Origin of the sequence: Acinetobacter sp. NBRC 100985 (genome assembly GCF_000241225.1) — a bacterium.
Classification (GTDB): Bacteria; Pseudomonadota; Gammaproteobacteria; order Pseudomonadales; family Moraxellaceae; genus Acinetobacter; species Acinetobacter venetianus.
The window spans coordinates 122,792-140,040 of the sequence record NZ_BAEB01000028.1; the positions used below are offsets into that span (position 1 = coordinate 122,792).

The following is a 17,249-nucleotide window of genomic DNA, read 5'->3' on the forward strand; positions in this document are numbered from 1 at the left end:
GATTAATCTCAATGTTTGTAATCAATCATCATGGATATAACAATGACCTTACGTAATGACTGGACTCGTGATGAAATCCAAGCTTTATATGATCAACCTTTTTTAGACTTAGTATTTGAAGCGCAAAGCGTTCATCGTCAACATTTCCAAGCAAATACGATTCAGGTCAGCACCCTTCTTTCGATTAAAACGGGTAAATGTCCAGAAGATTGTAAATATTGCTCTCAGTCAGCACATTACGACTCAAAATTAGAAGCAGAAAAACGTATTGCGGTTGATAAAGTGATTAGCGAAGCACAAGCTGCAAAAGAATCAGGTTCATCTCGTTTCTGTATGGGTGCTGCATGGCGCAACCCACATGAAAGAGATATGCCTTATGTCTTAGAAATGGTTCGTGAAGTAAAAGCCTTAGGTCTAGAAACTTGCATGACGTTAGGTATGCTCAACCAATCGCAAGCTGAGCGTTTGAAAGATGCTGGTTTGGATTATTACAACCACAACTTAGATACATCACGCGAGTATTATTCGCATATCATTAGCACTCGTACTTTTGATGATCGTTTAAATACACTTGATCATGTACGTCAAGCGGGTATGAAAGTGTGTAGCGGCGGTATTGTCGGTTTAGGTGAAAGTCGTAATGACCGTATTGGTCTATTGCAAGAGCTTGCTACGATGCCAGTACACCCTGAGTCTGTGCCTATCAACATGCTTGTACCTATTGAAGGCACACCACTCGCTGAAGTGGAAAAATTAGATGTGACTGAGTGGATTCGTACAATTGCTGTCGCACGTATCATCATGCCACATAGCTATATTCGATTATCAGCAGGTCGTGAATCACTCAGTGACTCAGATCAAGCACTTGCATTTATGGCTGGTGCAAACTCATTGTTCTCTGGTGAAAAACTGTTAACAACTCCAAATGCTGGTGAAGGCAAAGATCAAATTTTATTTGCTAAACTCGGCTTAACTGCTGAAAAAGCAAAGCCTACAGTTGCAGAACTCTCCGTAGATGCTATGAGCGCATAAATATAAAAGCCTTGTCGATTGACAAGGCTTTTTTTCTTGGAATAATCACACTCATATAGATGTGACTAAAATCCCATATTTCGCAGTAAGAAACATTCCAATTCTAATCACATCCACTCCAGCTGCATGCGTAACAGATAGCTCCTGCGTATGCACATCAAAATGGAATGAATCAAATATCTCTTGATGATGCATTAACCATAAAATGGTATCAGCGACATGCTCATCCACTGTATACGTTTCTGACTTAAAATCCTTATCCATAATGCTTTATTGAGATAAATTGATTTAAACATCATAACCAAATCATCTATCAAAAGCAGTAGGATAAAAAAACACTTAGTCAAAGGAGATAACTAAGTGTATTAACGAGGAATAAAACTTAGCGATTAGGCAGCTTTAGGATTAATCAATGTCTGACCTGCTTTTAAGCTATTTATGGCCTTTGGATTAAACTCTAATGTCAGGACGTGATTGTCTAAATGAACATGATAAGAACGAATCAATGACTGCGGCCCATCTTCTGTATCTAACACATACTCATCCGCGATATTTAGGATACCTTCGAGATTAGTTGTACTAGATGCACGATCATGACTGAACAAATCGTAGATTGTCTGTAAATTAAAACTTGTATGTTGTTCTGTAGGATGATTTTTTAAGTGTTGCTCTAAGAACAATACAAATTTATGTGCGAAAAAATAATAGTTAGGTTTATGTGTATAAAGCATGTTCATTTATAGCTCCTTTAGATGATTTTTTCATCAAATCATGACTAAAACACTAAGGATTGAATCTTAAAAAAATCTTAAAAAAAGTTTGGCGTTTTTGTTAACGTACTTAAAAATCTTCTGCTTTTATTTTTAACAAAGGTTCAATTTTTTGATGATTACTGAAGTCCTGTCACAAAAACTTCATATAAAAAAACCGCTATTTTGCATAAAAAATAAACAAACAATCCACTATTTCTTAAAAAATAAATCTTAAAAACAACATTTTTTGTTGAAAATTCACATAATCAGGAAAGCAATTTCAGAAAAACTAAAAAATAAACAACAAGTTATTTCAGCCAGCTTAATAATTATTTAAGAATTACTAAAAATGTGATGCAGTTTGCATTTTATTTATTAACTGGTATATTTCGCACATTACTTATTCAGCGCAAAAACTTAACTGGAAAAGTAATCTAATTCAAACTTTTAGCTGATGTCTTAGAGAAATTATTATGAAAAAACTTGCTTTGCTCGCTACTCTTTCAGTTGTTGGTATTGCTAGCGCTCACGCTGCAGATGGTACTATCACAATCAATGGTTTAGTGACTGATAAAACTTGTAACATCGTTACTCCAGCGGGTAAAGATTTTACAGTTACGCTTCCAACAGTTTCTAGACAAACTCTTGCGAATGCAGGTGATGTTGCTGGCCGTACACCATTCCAAATCAACTTAGAAGATTGTTCAGAAGGTAAAGTTGCAACTTACTTCGAACCAGGTGCAACTGTTGATTTCAACACTGGTCGTTTAATCAACCAAGCTGCTAGCGGTGCTCAAAACGTTGACGTTCAACTTTTAGGTAGCAACAACCAAGTAATCCCAGTTTTAGCTGCTGGTGCTTCTGGTGCTCAAGCGAACTCTCAATGGGTTGACGTTGTTGACGGCGGTAGTGCAGATCTTAACTACTACGCTGAATACTATGCAACTGGCGCATCTACTGCTGGTGAAGTAACAACTAACGTTCAATACACAATTATTTATCAATAATTTGTTGATCGCTGAGTTTCTATGTTCTAGAGCATAGAAACTCTTTTTATTTAAATTCATCTGCCTTTTTTGAGAATGTTGAGCATGTCATTTAACGGTTGTAAATTTTTGTCTGGTTTAGCACTTTGTTCAGTTATGGCGACTGCCGCTAACGCTGAGATAATCATTCATGGCACACGCGTGATCTACCCTTCTGATGCACGTGAAGTAACTTTACAACTAAGCAATAATGGCTCAAAACCTGCTCTCGTCCAAGCTTGGATCGATGAAGGTGATCCTAAAAGCACACCAGACCAATCTAAAGTGCCTTTTATGATTACACCACCTATTTCCCGTGTAGAGCCAACTAAAAGTCAAACACTTCGTATTACGGCTTTACCAAATGCGTTACAACTAGATCAAAAACAAGAAACTGCACTTTGGTTAAACGTTCTGGATATTCCACCGAGACCAACAGGCAAAGGTACAGAAACTGTTCCAGATAACTTTTTGCAACTTGCAATTCGTTCAAGAATTAAATTTTTCTATCGTCCAGCAAGTATCAAAGAAGATGCCAACTTAGCTGCTGACAAATTGCAATGGCGTCGTGTTGGTCAAAACATTGTTGTTAAAAACCCAACCCCTTTTCATATCACGATGACTTCAATTTATCAGGCCAATGGTGATAAGAAAGTTGATTTATTGCCTAAAGGTTTAATGTTAAAGCCTTTTTCTGAAGATCAAGTTCAGTTAAAAACATCGAACACTGAAAAAATGAGTTTTATCAATGTCAATGATTACGGTGGCCGTGTCGAAAGACCGATCAAATTCCAATAATCATTATTCGTTTAGATAATCAATAATTTTAAGTACCTATACCATATAGGCGATTTTTAATATGTCAAAACAGCACGCAACATACAGATTATTAAAGCGTCATATTTGCTTTTACCTTACTTCAGGCATGATCAGCATGACTCTGCCTGTGATGGTACATGCAGATGAACCTACACAAAAAAATGCTGTAGAAGCTGAGTTTGACTCTTCTTTTTTAATCGGTGACGCACAGAAAATCGATATTTCACGATTCAAATATGGTAATCCTGTTTTACCGGGTGAATATAACGTCGACGTATATGTAAATGGTCAGTGGTTCGGCAAACGTCGAATGATGTTTAAAGCTGTAGACCCAAAAGAAAATGCAACAACCTGTTTTAATTCAAGCACCTTACTTGAGTATGGTGTAAAGCAAGACGTTCTTTCGCAACATATTGCGAATCAATCAAAAAACAGTTGTTTAAAAATTGAAGATTGGATTGAAGATTCTTTCTATGAATTTGACACTTCAAAATTACGTATTGATATTTCAATTCCTCAAGTTGCTTTACAAAAAAATGCGCAAGGTTATGTCGATCCAAGTATTTGGGATCGCGGTATCAATGCTGGCTTTTTATCGTATAGCGGTAGCGCCTATAAAACATTTAATACAACTGGCGATAATAAAGAAACAACCAATGCATTTATGGCAGTTACTGCTGGGGCAAATATTGCAGGCTGGCAATTACGCCATAATGGTCAATGGCAGTGGCAAGACAATCCGACTGAAAACCAAAGTAAGTCAAACTATCAGTCAACAAGTACCTATTTACAACGTGCATTCCCACAGTATCGTAGTATATTGACACTAGGTGACAGCTTTACCAATGGCGAAATTTTCGACTCTTTTGGTTATCGTGGTGTTGATTTTTCTAGTGATGACCGCATGTTGCCAAATAGTATGTTGGGCTATGCCCCACGCATCCGTGGTAATGCAAAAACCAATGCAAAAGTTGAAGTTCGCCAACAAGGTCAATTAATTTATCAAACCACGGTTGCTCCGGGTAGCTTTGAAATTAATGATCTCTATCCAACAGGTTTCGGTGGTGAACTTGAGGTTTCTGTAATCGAATCAAATGGTGAGATTCAGAAATTTGCTATTCCTTATGCATCTGTGGTTCAAATGCTCAGACCTGGTATGAGCCGATACTCATTAACTGCTGGTGAATTCCGCGATCGTGATATCGAGTTAGATCCATGGGTTGTACAAGGTAAATATCAACGAGGAATTAACAACTACCTCACAGGTTATACTGGCTTTCAAGCCACTGAGAAATACGCTTCGGTTTTGGCTGGTGCTGCTTTTGCAACACCAATCGGTGCGATCTCGTTAGACGTAACACATTCAGAAGCTGATTTTGAAAGAAAAGAATCTCAATCAGGTCAAAGTTACCGTTTAAGTTATAGCAAATTAATTACACCAACAAATACTAACTTAACCTTAGCAGCCTATCGCTACTCGACTGAAAATTATTACAAATTACGTGATGCGATTTTAATTCGTGATTTAGAAGATCGTGGTATGAATAGTTACGCTGTAGGTAAGCAACGTAGTGAATTCCAAATTACCTTAAACCAAGGTTTACCTGATGGTTGGGGTAATTTCTATATGGTCGGCTCTTGGGTTGACTACTGGAATCGCAATGAAAGTACTAAACAATACCAAATTGGTTATAGTAACAATTACCATGGTTTAACCTACGGCCTATCGGCGATCAATCGCCAAGTTGATTATGGATCAAGTAATCAAACACGTGATACTGAATATTTGATGACATTGTCATTCCCGCTCAGCTTTAAAAAGCATGCTATGAATGTGAATGCCAATGCATCTCAAGACAGCAGAACAATTGGTGTAAGCGGAACTGTAGGCGATCGTTTCAGCTATGGTTCGTCAGTAACACATCAAGATCGCAGTAATCCAACCTTCAACGTCAATGGACGCTACCGCACAAACTACACAACTGTTGGCGGTTCATATAGTGTTGCCGACTCTTATCAACAAGCCATGGTTAGCTTAACTGGTAATATTGTTGTACATAAAGACGGTGTTTTATTTGGCCCAGAGCAAGGTCAAACGATGGTTCTTGTATATGCACCTGATGCCGCAGGCGCCAAGGTAAATAACACAACTGGTTTAAGTGTAAACAAAGATGGTTATGCTGTTATTCCATATGTAACGCCATATCGTTTAAATGACATTACTTTAGATCCTCAAGAAATGTCGACAAATGTTGAATTAGAAGAAACAAGTCAACGTATCGCACCTTATGCTGGTGCGATTGCTAAAGTCGATTTTTCTACGAAAACAGGTTATGCAATTTATATTGCTACAAAAACAGCAAATGGTGAAAACCTACCTTTTGCAGCACAAGTATTTGACCAAAATAATGAAGCTGTAGGTATTGTTGCTCAGGGTAGTATGGTCTATCTCCGTACCAAGAAAGCACAAGATCATCTCTTTGTGAAATGGGGTGACGATAGCGCTGAACAATGTGCAATCTCATATGATGTCACAGCTGAATTGGCGAAAGATCAACAGAACTTAATAATGACTGAGGCGGTTTGTAAATGAAGAAAATACTAATAACTGGTGCTTTATTCACAGCTGGTCTTGGAGTCCATAACGAGGCTAATGCTGCTTGTCGCGTTTATAACTACACTCCTAACGATGTACAAATGTCTGTTGGTCGCGTTGTAGTTCGCCCAAGTGATGAGGTTGGAAAAATCTTACGTAAAGCAACATTTGCAATCACCGACAAAGGCACCCGTGCTGATCGTTGTGACTCAAGTGATCGTTTAGTTGCAGAACTTAATCAAGGGTTTTCATTAAGTCCATTGGGAAATAGTATTTATAAAACTAATATTCCAGGTATTGGTATTCGCCTTTACCGAGAAGCTGAAAATGCTAGTAACTTCTCGGGTTACTATCCATATACACGTGGTGGACTTAGATATGGAACAACTTATAATTTAGCCCCAGGTTACTTCGTTGTAGAAATTATAAAGATAGCTGAACAAACAGGTTCAGGTGCTTTAGTACCAGGGCAATATAGTAGTTACTATATCCAAGCATCCCCAACCCGACCATTCCTTACAAGTACTGTATTAGCAAATGCTATTACGATTGCATCTTCATCTTGTGAGATTCAAGGTAATATTAATAAAGTCGTTACCCTTCCAACTGTGACTAAATCAGGATTTTCCGGAATTGGATCGACCCAAGGTCCGCAATCATTTGATTTAAATATTCTTTGTAATGGTGGACAAAACCCTACTGGCTATGAAGAGAAGAATCTAATTAGTTTAAGTTTTGATTATATGCAGGATGGCACAAATAATCAGGTGCTTTCTAATACAGCACCTACGTCAACCAAAGCAAATGGTGTTGGTGTACAACTACTGTGGAACTATAACAATAAAAATCAAGTCATTAAAAAAGGCGATAAATTAGAGCTGGGTACAGTAAGCTCCAATAATACCCTTCAATACAATGTTCCAATGACCGCACAATACTATCAAACAGCAACGAATGTCACCGCTGGTATTGTACGAGCTATGGCAACCGTTACAATCGAATATGACTAATCATAAATAATGGGTCTCCTAAAAATAGGAGGCCTTTTTTATATATAGCTGAATAATAAGATTTTTAAATTACTTTTTCAAAATAAGTAAATACTTTTTGATTAACAAAACTCACATCACAATACAGAGGATCAATCAATGAAAAAACTGAGCATACTTACAGTCAGCTTAGCCTTATTTGGTTGCGGAGACGATTACAATGCTTCGCAAAATAATGATAGTAGTACTCAAACAGTAGAAACAAATGTGAGAACTTTAAACCTAAAAACTTTCAGTCAATCAGAAGTTTGCCAATACAATTTTGATGCAACTCAGGAAGATTATGACGTATGGAATGCGGAGAACCCTGAGTATTTTCCAATAAAAGTATTTCCAGAAATAAATAGCCAAAAATTTGGTTTGACTATTCCTTCAGTGACAGAAAATGAATATAACTTCATAGATTATTTGGCTAGCAGTAAAGCCCAACTCAGCGCTTCTGACAACGAAGTAGATTTTTCACTACCAACTACAGGTATTATTGCATTTGAAATGCAATTGAAAATTCCAATATATTCATTAGGCAATTCCTCATACACTTCTAGGATCTCTTTGGTAGGGATAACAAATAACGGTTATAGCATCAATTCGAATTTTGGCTTTCAATCAGGTACTTATGATCCAGAATTTGGTGAAAATCCTGCAAATATGAATTATTACATGGCTTATCGACTCACAGATGAAAGTGGCCCTACAACAAGTTATTATCAAAATGCCAACACAACAAATAATTCCAATAATTATCAACGCTTGGGGATTTACATAAACCAAGCCACAAAACAAGTTGGTTATATTTTCAATGGAGTCGATCAAGGATATCAGTCTAGTTTACCTGCTGCATTACAAAAACTGAGTTTTACTATATCAAGTGGGGTCGCAATCTATTCAAATCATCTTAGTGGACAAGAATTATCATCTGAGCTAATCACAGACAGAGGCTCTCTACAATTCAACTATCCTCAAGGCACACAGACATATGTGGCAACACAATCTAGAATCAATAACTCTATTGAGCCTAATCTTTTGATTAGGCTTTTTTATATCTTCTTCTAAAAATGTTAACTAGTTAACAAACCCAAACAATAAATTAATCATCAGTTTTAAAATAAAACAAAAACCACATCACATTTAAAAAATATTTTTAACTTCAATCCAAAATTAATATTGCCTTAATAATAATTTTCATGCAGATTAATAATAATTACATTAAATAAAGGTAATAATCATGCATAAAAATCTTTATAAATTCATATTACTTTCATCATTAATGGCTATTGCTTCGGTGAGTTATTCATCGGGTACAATTCAAATTAATGGAAATATTGTTGAAGATACCTGTTCAACAAGCCACACAGACAAAGACTGCCAAGTAATCAACACTATAAAACAAAACATTGAATCAAAAAGCGTATCTTTAGAAGATTTGAGAAACAGCCCACAAAATAACAATGTAACCGAAATTAGTATTGAGAAAATTCCTGAACATAACAGTGCTGTAATTATTGCCAGTTATTATTAATATTTTTACTCACCATAGATTATTTTTTAATAGCATTTAATCTATGGTGTTATTAAATTATGATTAAAAAAATATTTAACTAAATTTAAAATACATTCATTTATAAAAATAAATTTAAGCATAAATATTGACCAGACATTTTATTTTCTATAGTTTTATATCCGTTGTAAAAATTAAAAAACTTTAAAATAATAAGGACAAAAAATGGATCATATGAATTCAGACTCACCCACAAATAAAATTTGTGTTGATTGCAGTACTGATCCCATCGAATCGCTAAAAACAATGTTTGTCGATATGGTACAAGCGGGGAGAATCGGCAAAGGTCAGTGCCCTGCTATGCGACCTGTTTTTTTAAAACCACATGGCATAGCTGCTGCTGAATTTATTATTCGAGAAGATTTACCAGAAAACTTACGTATTGGATTATTTGCTCATTTAGGTAAGCGCTATCCAACATGGATTCGATTCTCATCAGATACTACGCCTACCAGTACTGATTTCAAATCTACTTTAGGGGTAGGCATTAAACTATTTGAAGTTGATGGTAAAAAGCTACTAGGAAATCCCGATGCAGGTACTTTTGACTTCCTCATGCAGAACTTCGATGCATTCTTCGTCGATACGGCTAAAGACATGTGTGAATTCACGAAGGCTGGCGTTGTTGATGGCAACTATGATCCCTACTTAAAAGATCATCCAAAAACCTCTGAATTACTTAATGCAATGGCAAAACCAGTTGCAAGTGTTTTATCTTCGGCATATTGGAGCGGCTTACCTTTTAAATTTGGTGAGAGCCAATTCGTTAAATATAAATTAGAACCCAACTTTTATCTTGATCCACCAAATCACTCTCCCAATGACCCTTCTTATTTAGGTGCAGATTTAGTTGCTCGGTTAAAAAAATCAGAAGCACGATTCCGCTTTATGATTCAATTAAGAACTGATCCAGACCAAATGCCATTAGATCAAGCAACTGTTGTCTGGTCAGAAGATTTGAGCCCACCTATTCATGTCGCTGATATTGTTATCCCTATTCAAGATATAGAAGCTCGCGGTCAAGCTGAGTATGGTGAAAATCTTGCCATGAACATATGGCGCGTAACAGCCGATCATGAACCTGTTGGTTCTATTGCCGATGCTAGGCGTGTGGTTTATGCAGCTTCTGCTGAATTAAGACGTAATGTAAATGGAATACCTTTAGGTGAACCAAACTCCCCTCGTCCACTTATTTCACCTGCTGCCTGTGTCGATACTCATATTGTCCGAGCAGCAGTACATCCTGCGATTGGTATTGCTCGAGTAGGTGATAGTGAAAATGAGTTTTTCATTGGGCCTGAAATAGTTGATGCCCCTGCTGATCTTAATCAGCAACCAAATTTTTACCGAGACTCAACGGGCGCTATTAAAAGACAAGCGGCTCGTTTTCGACTCTATGGATACAATGCAGCTGGTGAAGTTGTCCGTGAACTGACCCCAGATAATGCAGATATCATTTGGACCGTGCATGTCGCCAACCGCAAATCTCAATGGTATGAGTTTCAATATGCGCTAGATATCCCTGAGGCTGTCAATGCACCAGACAATGCATTTGCTTTACGCAACCCTAAAGTCAAAGCAGAAAATCGAATTAAATTAGCAATTGATCCAGGTCCAAGAAGTATTTGTGGTCGAAATATTTCAGGTGGTGCTGAGCATCGCTTTGATACAGGAACATTTCAAGCTGCATCTGATCAGCCTGTTACTGTGCCCTTAGGTGAAATACAAACTGATGAAAATGGGCGACTATTATTTTTAGGTGGCCATGGAAAGTCTGCATCACCAACCAATGCACCAGTATTCGATCCAGATAATCCGCCAAGCTTTAATAATGCAAATGATTGGTACGATGACACCTCAGATGGTACTGTTGATGCGACCGTAAAAATCAATGGCGTAAGTATCCCTGTTGAATCTGCTTGGGTTGTTGTCGCACCACCCAATTATGCACCCGATGTCGTCAGTTGGCGTACGATGTATGACTTAATGTGCGATGTATACGTAAATGCTGGCTGGATGACAATGCCAGAAAAACCATCATTTACCCATGATATTTTGCCATTATTAAATCGTTTGGGCGGGCTGCAATGGGTGAATAAAGGTTTTGCAGCCTATTTTGGTAAGGGCTGCCCTATGGATTTTAGCAATCCGCAGTTACTCGCCAAGTTGTCATACAAACCCAAAGATCTAAATCAAGCAGATCCTTATAGCGAACTTCGCCGAGCAATCTTTCATAACTTCAGACCATCAAGACCAGTTGTAGCAGAGCCAGTTCAATGGCCACATATTTGGCCTTGGATTTATGGTGATGCTTTTGGCAGTTTTCCAGAAAATGGTACAGGTAATATGTTGACCATGACTGGACTACAAGAAGGCTTACTACGTCATTGGGTTGAAGGGAACTTCATTGATGATTGGACAGATCAAGAGCCAAAAGGCTTCAGCTCTTTTGACCAAGTTCCACTAAAAGATCAACCACATACGCTCGATAAGGCAGCATTGCATTATTGTCTAGCTGACACTTTCCATCCTGGATGTGAAATGACATGGCCAATGCGTCATGCCAGTATGTATAGTTCCCCTTTTAGAATCAGACGACGTTCAGATTCTGATCCTGAACCAGATTATGGTGCTACGATGACTCCGATCAAAGTTCAACAAGTAGATGGGCCACTTTATGCTCAAATACCAGGAAGTATCACTCGTTGGATGGCAATTCCTTGGCAAGGAGATACAGCATTCTGCCGTTCGGGCTACGATCCCGACTTTGATCCTTATCTACCTACATTCTGGGCTGCCCGTGTTCCCAATCAAGTGTTAACAGAACAAGATTATCAAAAGGTTATTAATCTAGATTTGCCTAGAGAAGAACGGATTGCAGCCTTTAATCAACGACGTAGTTGGTTAAGAGCCATTCAAGATGCAAATACGGCAGACGTTATGATGCGTATGGTTGCACACTTCAATGAACTTGGTATTGTTGAGGTTCGTGAAGGTATTAAAGATGATCCAGATATTCCCGAATATCTATATGTTGAAACGTTAATAGCAGGAAAATTAAAAGCTGCTGCTGAATATGCAACACATTTACTCGAAAGTAGCACTGAACCACTGACAAATCTTGATAAAGCGGGCTGGGCTAGTCATGAACAACTGCTCGCGTTTAGAGCAGTAAGAGTTCAGAAACGTTAAATGCTCAATTATGATTGTGATGTGTGCGTAGCTGGTAACGGCCCTGCTGGTATGATTGCAGCAAGACAGCTCGCTTTAGCTGGGCTGTCAGTTATGTTAATTGGTAGCCCAAATCATCAAATGCATAAATTTGGTGAAACATTAGCTGGGGCAGCAATTCGACTACTTCTGAAGTTAGGTCTTAAAGAACTGGTCGAAACACTACACAATACTTCAAATGGCGATAATTCTTTTCCCCCAAAAGTCACAGGAAATATGGCTTTTTGGGGAACTGAACAAGCATCTATAACAGATGCTATTCATGATCCTTATGGCTTAGGTCTTCGAATTGATCGTCAACAATTTGATACGCTCTTAAAACAATATATTCAACTGAAAAACATTACACATCTGAACGCGAATATCACAAATTTAACCAAACAGAATGGTCTATGGAAAATTACCTTAGACGGTAAAATGCTTATTACTTCAAAATGGATTATCGATGCGACAGGCCGCAGCGCTAAGATTCTTAAATTACTAGGTGTTCAACGGTATCGAGGAGCTCCTTTAGTAGCCCTTTATCGTACCTGTGTACCTGAGAAAAACATATCACTGAATAAAACAATAATTTCATCCAATGAAAGTGGATGGTTATATGCAGGAAAAATCTCTGAGGGAAAATGGGTATTAGGTTTTCATACTCTTCCTAAGTTTGCATTTAATCTAAGGAATCATGCATCGCATTGGGATGATGTAATTAATAAAAAAAGTGGTATTACGGTTCTTCTAGGTCAATTAGAGTTAAGCGCTGATATTTACACTCATGATGTCCGCACAACATGGTCATCCAATAGCTTTGGTGAAGGTTGGGTTGCTTGTGGTGATGCGTTATTGGCTTTTGATCCAATCGCAGGACAAGGCCTATTCAATGCAATTTATACTGTAATAAAAGCTTCTGAACATATTTTATCTGCTGAGCAAAAAATAATGCTAGAAAGCAATTATTTAAAAGAATTCCAAAAGATTATTAAAGTATATGAACACCGAAGATATTCATTATATAAAGAGGAACAACGATGGTTAGATAGTGCTTTTTGGAAAGTACATCAGTATTATCAATGACGAATGATATAAGGCTCATGCAACAATCTTTTCAGTTGTATTTTGAGCATTAGAGCCTACTTTCGCTATCAAATTCTTGTTAAACGACAATCAAACTTAAAACAATTATTTCATTAATCTAAACTTATTTTAGAGCATAGATTCTGAAAAAATTCTAAAACTTCTTAAAACCATACCGAAATGGTTCTTACCTAATTAAGGCTAAATCAGCTATTTCTAAATATTAATAATCAGAATCATAGAAATATCTTAAAGATTCCTGTTCCATTAAATGCTGATTTTCTGAATATCCATCTTCTTCAGCTTGCCGTTCATATTGCATGTATTTTTCTGATTCAAGTTTAGCCTTAGCATTTTCATCTATACGTTGTCGCTCTTTTCTTTCTCTATCGATAGCTTCCTGAGCTAGTTTCGCTCGGCGTTCAGTTTCAAGTTCAGCCATTTTTTGCATATGTTGTACAGCTTTTTGTTGATATTCTTGTTCTCGCGCTATCCGTTCAGAATTTGTTTTCCAAACAATCACGATCATTAAAAGGACTACACCACCTAAAATAATATAAAGTCTATTCATTAACTACAGATCCGAACTGTTTGTTTTTCTGATCAATTTTAAACTAATTAATAGCCATTATAATTTAACAATGAACAAAAATTCGATAATTTAAAATCAATAAACTGATGAAATCAAAATAAGAGGTCAACCTAGCGTAACCCAAAGCAAGAAGCTCGTGGATATGCTAAGTACTGCCATTAAAATTAGAATAAATATTTACTGCTGCTGAAGTGATTGATGAACTCATCAAGCTTGCAAAGACCATTCTGGAGTCTGACAAGCTTACTTACTGCCGAAATCAATCTAACTGAATACGAGTATGCCTTTTACTCTGCTGTCGCTGAAAATGACAGTGCAAGAGAACTCAGGCAAAAAGATATCCTTAGAGAGCTTGCAATGGTACTTACTGAATCCATTCGCCAAAATGTCACGATGGATTGGACAATTAAAGAAGCAGCACGTGCAAAGTTAAGAGTAATTGTGAAATGGTTGCTAAAAAATATGGCTACTCACCCGATATGGCACTATTAGCGACTGAAACGGTTATAGAACAGGCCGAACAATTAGCAAATAAACTTGCGGAAATGTCGAATCTAGAAGAGGTTTGACCATAAATTGGTCCATCGGACTTTTGAACTGATGAACCATCAAATTGACCGTTGGTCTAAACTCTTTTTCTTATTTTCGACATTGAAAAACCCTCTAAACTCATGGTTTAGAGGGTTTGATATATGGTGGGCCCACCGTGACTTGAACACGGGACCAACGGATTATGAGTCCGCTGCTCTAACCAACTGAGCTATAGGCCCTATACTTTGTAACTTATTGTATTCACTACAATTCAGCTTGAGACCAATATTAGCTAAATTCAAATTTAATTACAAGTTATTTCTTGAGTAGACCCATAGTAGACCGCAGAAATTACTGTAATATGTAGCTATATATTGTCAAGCCTAGCGGATTCTAGCCCATGTCAGCAAACCGAGTAAAGCTTACAAAGTCATTTATTGATCAACTCGAACTAAAACCTGCTATTTTTCGTGATAGTGAGTTAATTGGTTTTGCTGTACGGGTTAATACCTCATATAAAACATATATCGTTGAGAAAAAGGTTAATGGCAGGTCTACTCGGTCTACTTTGGGTATTCACGGTCAAATAACACTTGCTCAAGCAAAAGTATTGGCACAAGAAGCCCTACTTGAAATGACGAAAGGTGTAAATCTTAATGAAAAGAAAAAGGATCGTATTACGGACGCTGAGAAGCTCTATCAAGTAAAGCAGCAGCAACCTACTCTCTTTGAAGCCTACAGTGTTTATATTGATGAGCGAGAGCTAAAACAACGTACACTTGATGACTATAGCGACGTTATTAATGGCTACTTATCTGATTGGAAAGATATCAAATTAAAAGATATCAACCGCAAGATGATTCAGGATAAACATAAAGAATTATCCGAACGCAGTAAGGCTCAAGCAAATATGGTGATGCGAGTTTTTCGCGCGATTTATAATTTCTCAATAGAACATTATTTAGATGATGATGAGAATCCAATTCTTCCACCTATCAATCCTGTGCGTACGCTAACTGCAAAAAAAGCTTGGAATAAAATTAAAAGAAGAAAAACATATATTAATGAAGATAAATTACCTGACTGGATTAACGCTGTATTAAATTTTCAAGATCGTGGTCAAAAACTTGAGACTAACAAAGATTTCCTGCTCACCTTGATTTTGACTGGCTTTAGACGAGAAGAATGTGAATCACTCGCTTGGTCTGCAATTGATCTTAAATACGGCTTTATCACTTCAATAGATCCCAAAAACAATGAGCCGCATACATTACCTATGGGCGATTATTTATGGGCAATGATGAGAAAACGAAGAGCAGTTATAAATACTGAATGGGTCTTCCCTTCTGCAAAATCAGTTTCTGGCCATATTACAAATATTTCTAAAGTGCGGAATAAAATCAACGAGAGCTGCGGTATACCTTTCACTTTCCATGATCTTCGTAGAACGTTCGACTCAATTGCTGAAGGTTTAGATTATGGGAAATATACGATCAAAAAACTGCTAAATCATAAAGAAGAAGATGATCGAGACGTAACAGCTGGATATGTACAAGTCAGCGATAAAAAGCTACGGGCCGCTATGAATGAGATAGAAGAAATTGTTTTAGGTAAACATATGCAGAACCATTCTAATATATGATGGAATGGCAGTTTGGTTTGAAAGGAAAATTGTTAAATCTAAAAAGTAAATAAAACCGTTTTTGAAAAGCGGTTTTGCGGACGCGGGTTCAACTCCCGTCATCTCCATCAAAGACTAAGAATGATTATTTAATAAATGATATCGATCCATAGCGGCTAAATGCCAAGGATATGTTTCTATCCTCTTTCTTAAATCCGCCTGTTTTTCTTTTTCAATAAATGTCCATGCGACAAATCCGCCATCATTGAAATGATCATGGATTGCAGAACTCATGTGAGGATTAATTCCTCTAACTGCTGTACCAAACTGCCTCCACCACCCACTTAGCCATACCAGATGCATTGCCATCGCTCTGACGTTCATCGCATTGGGTTGGTTATCTGCACTGAACAATGCAATCAGATGATGGACGTACTCAACCGCTATAGGAATCTGATCAAGTGATATCTCATCTATACCATTTACATTAAAGCGTTGGTGTATAAGTTTGTAGGCATCGGAAAAGTTAAGGTGTTTAGTCTTTGCTACAAGCATATTTACAGCATCGTTTAAAACCACACGTTCAGTTTTATGATTCTTTGTTTTAGGTTGTACTTCCCTATCCAAAATATCTAAAACCCATTTGCGGAATTCTTTTGCTACAGTGGTCTTTGCAAACATAGCAATCAAATGACATCCACGTAATGAAAAAACTCTAACTTCTCGCTGTTGACCCTGCAACGTCATTTTGACGTTACGGGTCATTTGGTATGAGAACTCATCTAAATTACGCTCATATATTTTATTAACTGCATCATCTCTCGCATACCCTAAAGCTTGACCAAGCTCACGAGAAGTAATCCACGCCTGCTGATCACACTCTACAATATTAAAAGTTGTTTCATGGAAAGTTAGTGATAAACTAGCCATATCAATATCTCCATAGGTATTGGTAAGTGCCCCGCGATCCGCCAAGATTCTTCGGGGCATTTTTTACAAAGTAATGTCCACTGGACATATTGCAAATATATATGTCCACTTGATACCATGTCAACAGAATTTCTTAGGAATATGTCATGGGTAAACATTTAGGTGTTGCTTATAATTTGCGTTTACCGCAAGAACTAAAAGATAAAATTGCAGAGTCAGCTAAAGAGCTGAATCGCTCTATGAATGCAGATATTGTTGCGCGATTGGAAGAAAGTTTTGAGCAAAAAAGTTTTAACAAGTTAGATGAAGTTCCGCTAGAAGAACTTTTAGCTGTAGTTATGAAAAAATTGGAGAAAAATTCTTTAAGCCTTACTCGTGAAGAAATCGCGCGCGCAAAAGAATTTTCAAAAAAAAGTGGAGAAACCTAAGTTTAGTTAGTTTTTGGGGG

The 17,249-nt window shown here is 37.2% G+C and carries 14 protein-coding genes, 2 tRNA genes and 2 pseudogenes; 13 read left to right on the forward strand and 5 right to left on the reverse strand.

The genetic code is table 11. From position 1 onward, the window contains the following. The first annotated feature begins 42 nt into the window (after positions 1 to 42). Positions 43 to 1,032 carry a biotin synthase BioB gene (gene bioB, locus ACT4_RS11435; protein ID WP_007482417.1) on the forward strand — a complete coding sequence of 330 codons (990 nt, stop codon included), beginning with the start codon at positions 43 to 45 and terminating at the stop codon, positions 1,030 to 1,032. 51 nt (positions 1,033 to 1,083) lie between these two features. Here the strand turns inward: bioB and ACT4_RS11440 are convergent, their stop codons facing one another. Both ACT4_RS11440 and ACT4_RS11445 read right to left on the reverse strand, forming a co-directional pair. Beyond that, positions 1,084 to 1,296 (reverse strand): hypothetical protein, encoded by a 213-nt coding sequence (locus ACT4_RS11440; RefSeq protein ID WP_007482418.1) that lies wholly within the window; start codon positions 1,294 to 1,296, stop codon positions 1,084 to 1,086. A 125-nt stretch (positions 1,297 to 1,421) separates the two neighbouring features. Next, positions 1,422 to 1,769: a hypothetical protein gene (locus ACT4_RS11445; RefSeq protein WP_007482420.1), complete on the reverse strand. Its 348-nt coding sequence runs from the start codon at positions 1,767 to 1,769 to the stop codon at positions 1,422 to 1,424. 488 nt (positions 1,770 to 2,257) lie between these two features. On the opposite strand from ACT4_RS11445, the gene ACT4_RS11450 reads away from it, so the two are divergent. The 8 genes and pseudogenes from ACT4_RS11450 (at position 2,258) to ACT4_RS11485 (ending at position 13,127) form a co-directional block, all read left to right on the forward strand. Further along, the gene (locus ACT4_RS11450; protein ID WP_004879120.1) at positions 2,258 to 2,791 is read left to right on the forward strand and encodes a fimbrial protein; all 534 of its coding nucleotides are present in this window, start codon (positions 2,258 to 2,260) and stop codon (positions 2,789 to 2,791) included. 84 nt (positions 2,792 to 2,875) lie between these two features. After that, positions 2,876 to 3,607, forward strand: a complete 732-nt coding sequence (locus ACT4_RS11455) for a molecular chaperone (RefSeq protein ID WP_007482422.1) — start codon at positions 2,876 to 2,878, stop codon at positions 3,605 to 3,607. A 61-nt stretch (positions 3,608 to 3,668) separates the two neighbouring features. After that, complete coding sequence (locus ACT4_RS11460; RefSeq protein ID WP_034605020.1) at positions 3,669 to 6,221, forward strand: fimbria/pilus outer membrane usher protein; 2,553 nt, start codon at positions 3,669 to 3,671, stop codon at positions 6,219 to 6,221. Continuing rightward, entirely contained in the window at positions 6,218 to 7,234 is a 1,017-nt protein-coding gene (locus ACT4_RS11465) for a fimbrial protein (RefSeq protein WP_007482425.1), read from the forward strand. Before ACT4_RS11460 ends, ACT4_RS11465 begins: the two co-directional genes overlap by 4 nt. A 138-nt stretch (positions 7,235 to 7,372) precedes the next feature. Beyond that, a pseudogene (locus tag ACT4_RS11470) lies at positions 7,373 to 8,268 on the forward strand (DUF4882 family protein). A gap of 230 nt (positions 8,269 to 8,498) precedes the next feature. Further along, on the forward strand, positions 8,499 to 8,792 hold the full coding sequence (locus ACT4_RS11475; RefSeq protein ID WP_007482429.1) for a type 1 fimbrial protein: 294 nt from the start codon (positions 8,499 to 8,501) through the stop codon (positions 8,790 to 8,792). A 204-nt stretch (positions 8,793 to 8,996) separates the two neighbouring features. Next, on the forward strand, positions 8,997 to 12,023 hold the full coding sequence (locus tag ACT4_RS11480; RefSeq protein ID WP_007482430.1) for a LodA/GoxA family CTQ-dependent oxidase: 3,027 nt from the start codon (positions 8,997 to 8,999) through the stop codon (positions 12,021 to 12,023). Further along, on the forward strand, positions 12,024 to 13,127 hold the full coding sequence (locus tag ACT4_RS11485) for an FAD-dependent monooxygenase (protein WP_007482431.1): 1,104 nt from the start codon (positions 12,024 to 12,026) through the stop codon (positions 13,125 to 13,127). A 223-nt stretch (positions 13,128 to 13,350) separates the two neighbouring features. On the opposite strand, the gene ACT4_RS11490 is transcribed toward ACT4_RS11485, so the two are convergent. Then, positions 13,351 to 13,698, reverse strand: coding sequence for a hypothetical protein (locus ACT4_RS11490; RefSeq protein WP_007482433.1), 348 nt, complete (start codon positions 13,696 to 13,698; stop codon positions 13,351 to 13,353). A 106-nt stretch (positions 13,699 to 13,804) separates the two neighbouring features. Here ACT4_RS11490 and ACT4_RS17630 point away from each other — a divergent pair. After that, positions 13,805 to 14,288, forward strand: a pseudogene (locus ACT4_RS17630) (type I restriction enzyme endonuclease domain-containing protein); the annotation flags it as partial. Positions 14,289 to 14,412: 124 nt separating this feature from the next. Here the strand turns inward: ACT4_RS17630 and ACT4_RS11500 are convergent. After that, positions 14,413 to 14,489 (reverse strand) — tRNA-Ile (locus ACT4_RS11500). A 161-nt stretch (positions 14,490 to 14,650) separates the two neighbouring features. Here ACT4_RS11500 and ACT4_RS11505 point away from each other — a divergent pair. Continuing rightward, entirely contained in the window at positions 14,651 to 15,892 is a 1,242-nt protein-coding gene (locus tag ACT4_RS11505) for a site-specific integrase (RefSeq protein WP_007482438.1), read from the forward strand. A 23-nt stretch (positions 15,893 to 15,915) separates the two neighbouring features. Beyond that, positions 15,916 to 15,999 (forward strand) — tRNA-Leu (locus ACT4_RS17320). Between the two features lie 7 nt (positions 16,000 to 16,006). Here ACT4_RS17320 and ACT4_RS11510 read toward each other — a convergent pair. Then, complete coding sequence (locus ACT4_RS11510) at positions 16,007 to 16,801, reverse strand: BRO family protein (RefSeq protein ID WP_007482440.1); 795 nt, start codon at positions 16,799 to 16,801, stop codon at positions 16,007 to 16,009. A 146-nt stretch (positions 16,802 to 16,947) separates the two neighbouring features. On the opposite strand from ACT4_RS11510, the gene ACT4_RS11515 reads away from it, so the two are divergent. After that, positions 16,948 to 17,229 carry an Arc family DNA-binding protein gene (locus tag ACT4_RS11515; RefSeq protein ID WP_007482441.1) on the forward strand — a complete coding sequence of 94 codons (282 nt, stop codon included), beginning with the start codon at positions 16,948 to 16,950 and terminating at the stop codon, positions 17,227 to 17,229. The last annotated feature ends 20 nt before the right edge of the window (positions 17,230 to 17,249 follow it).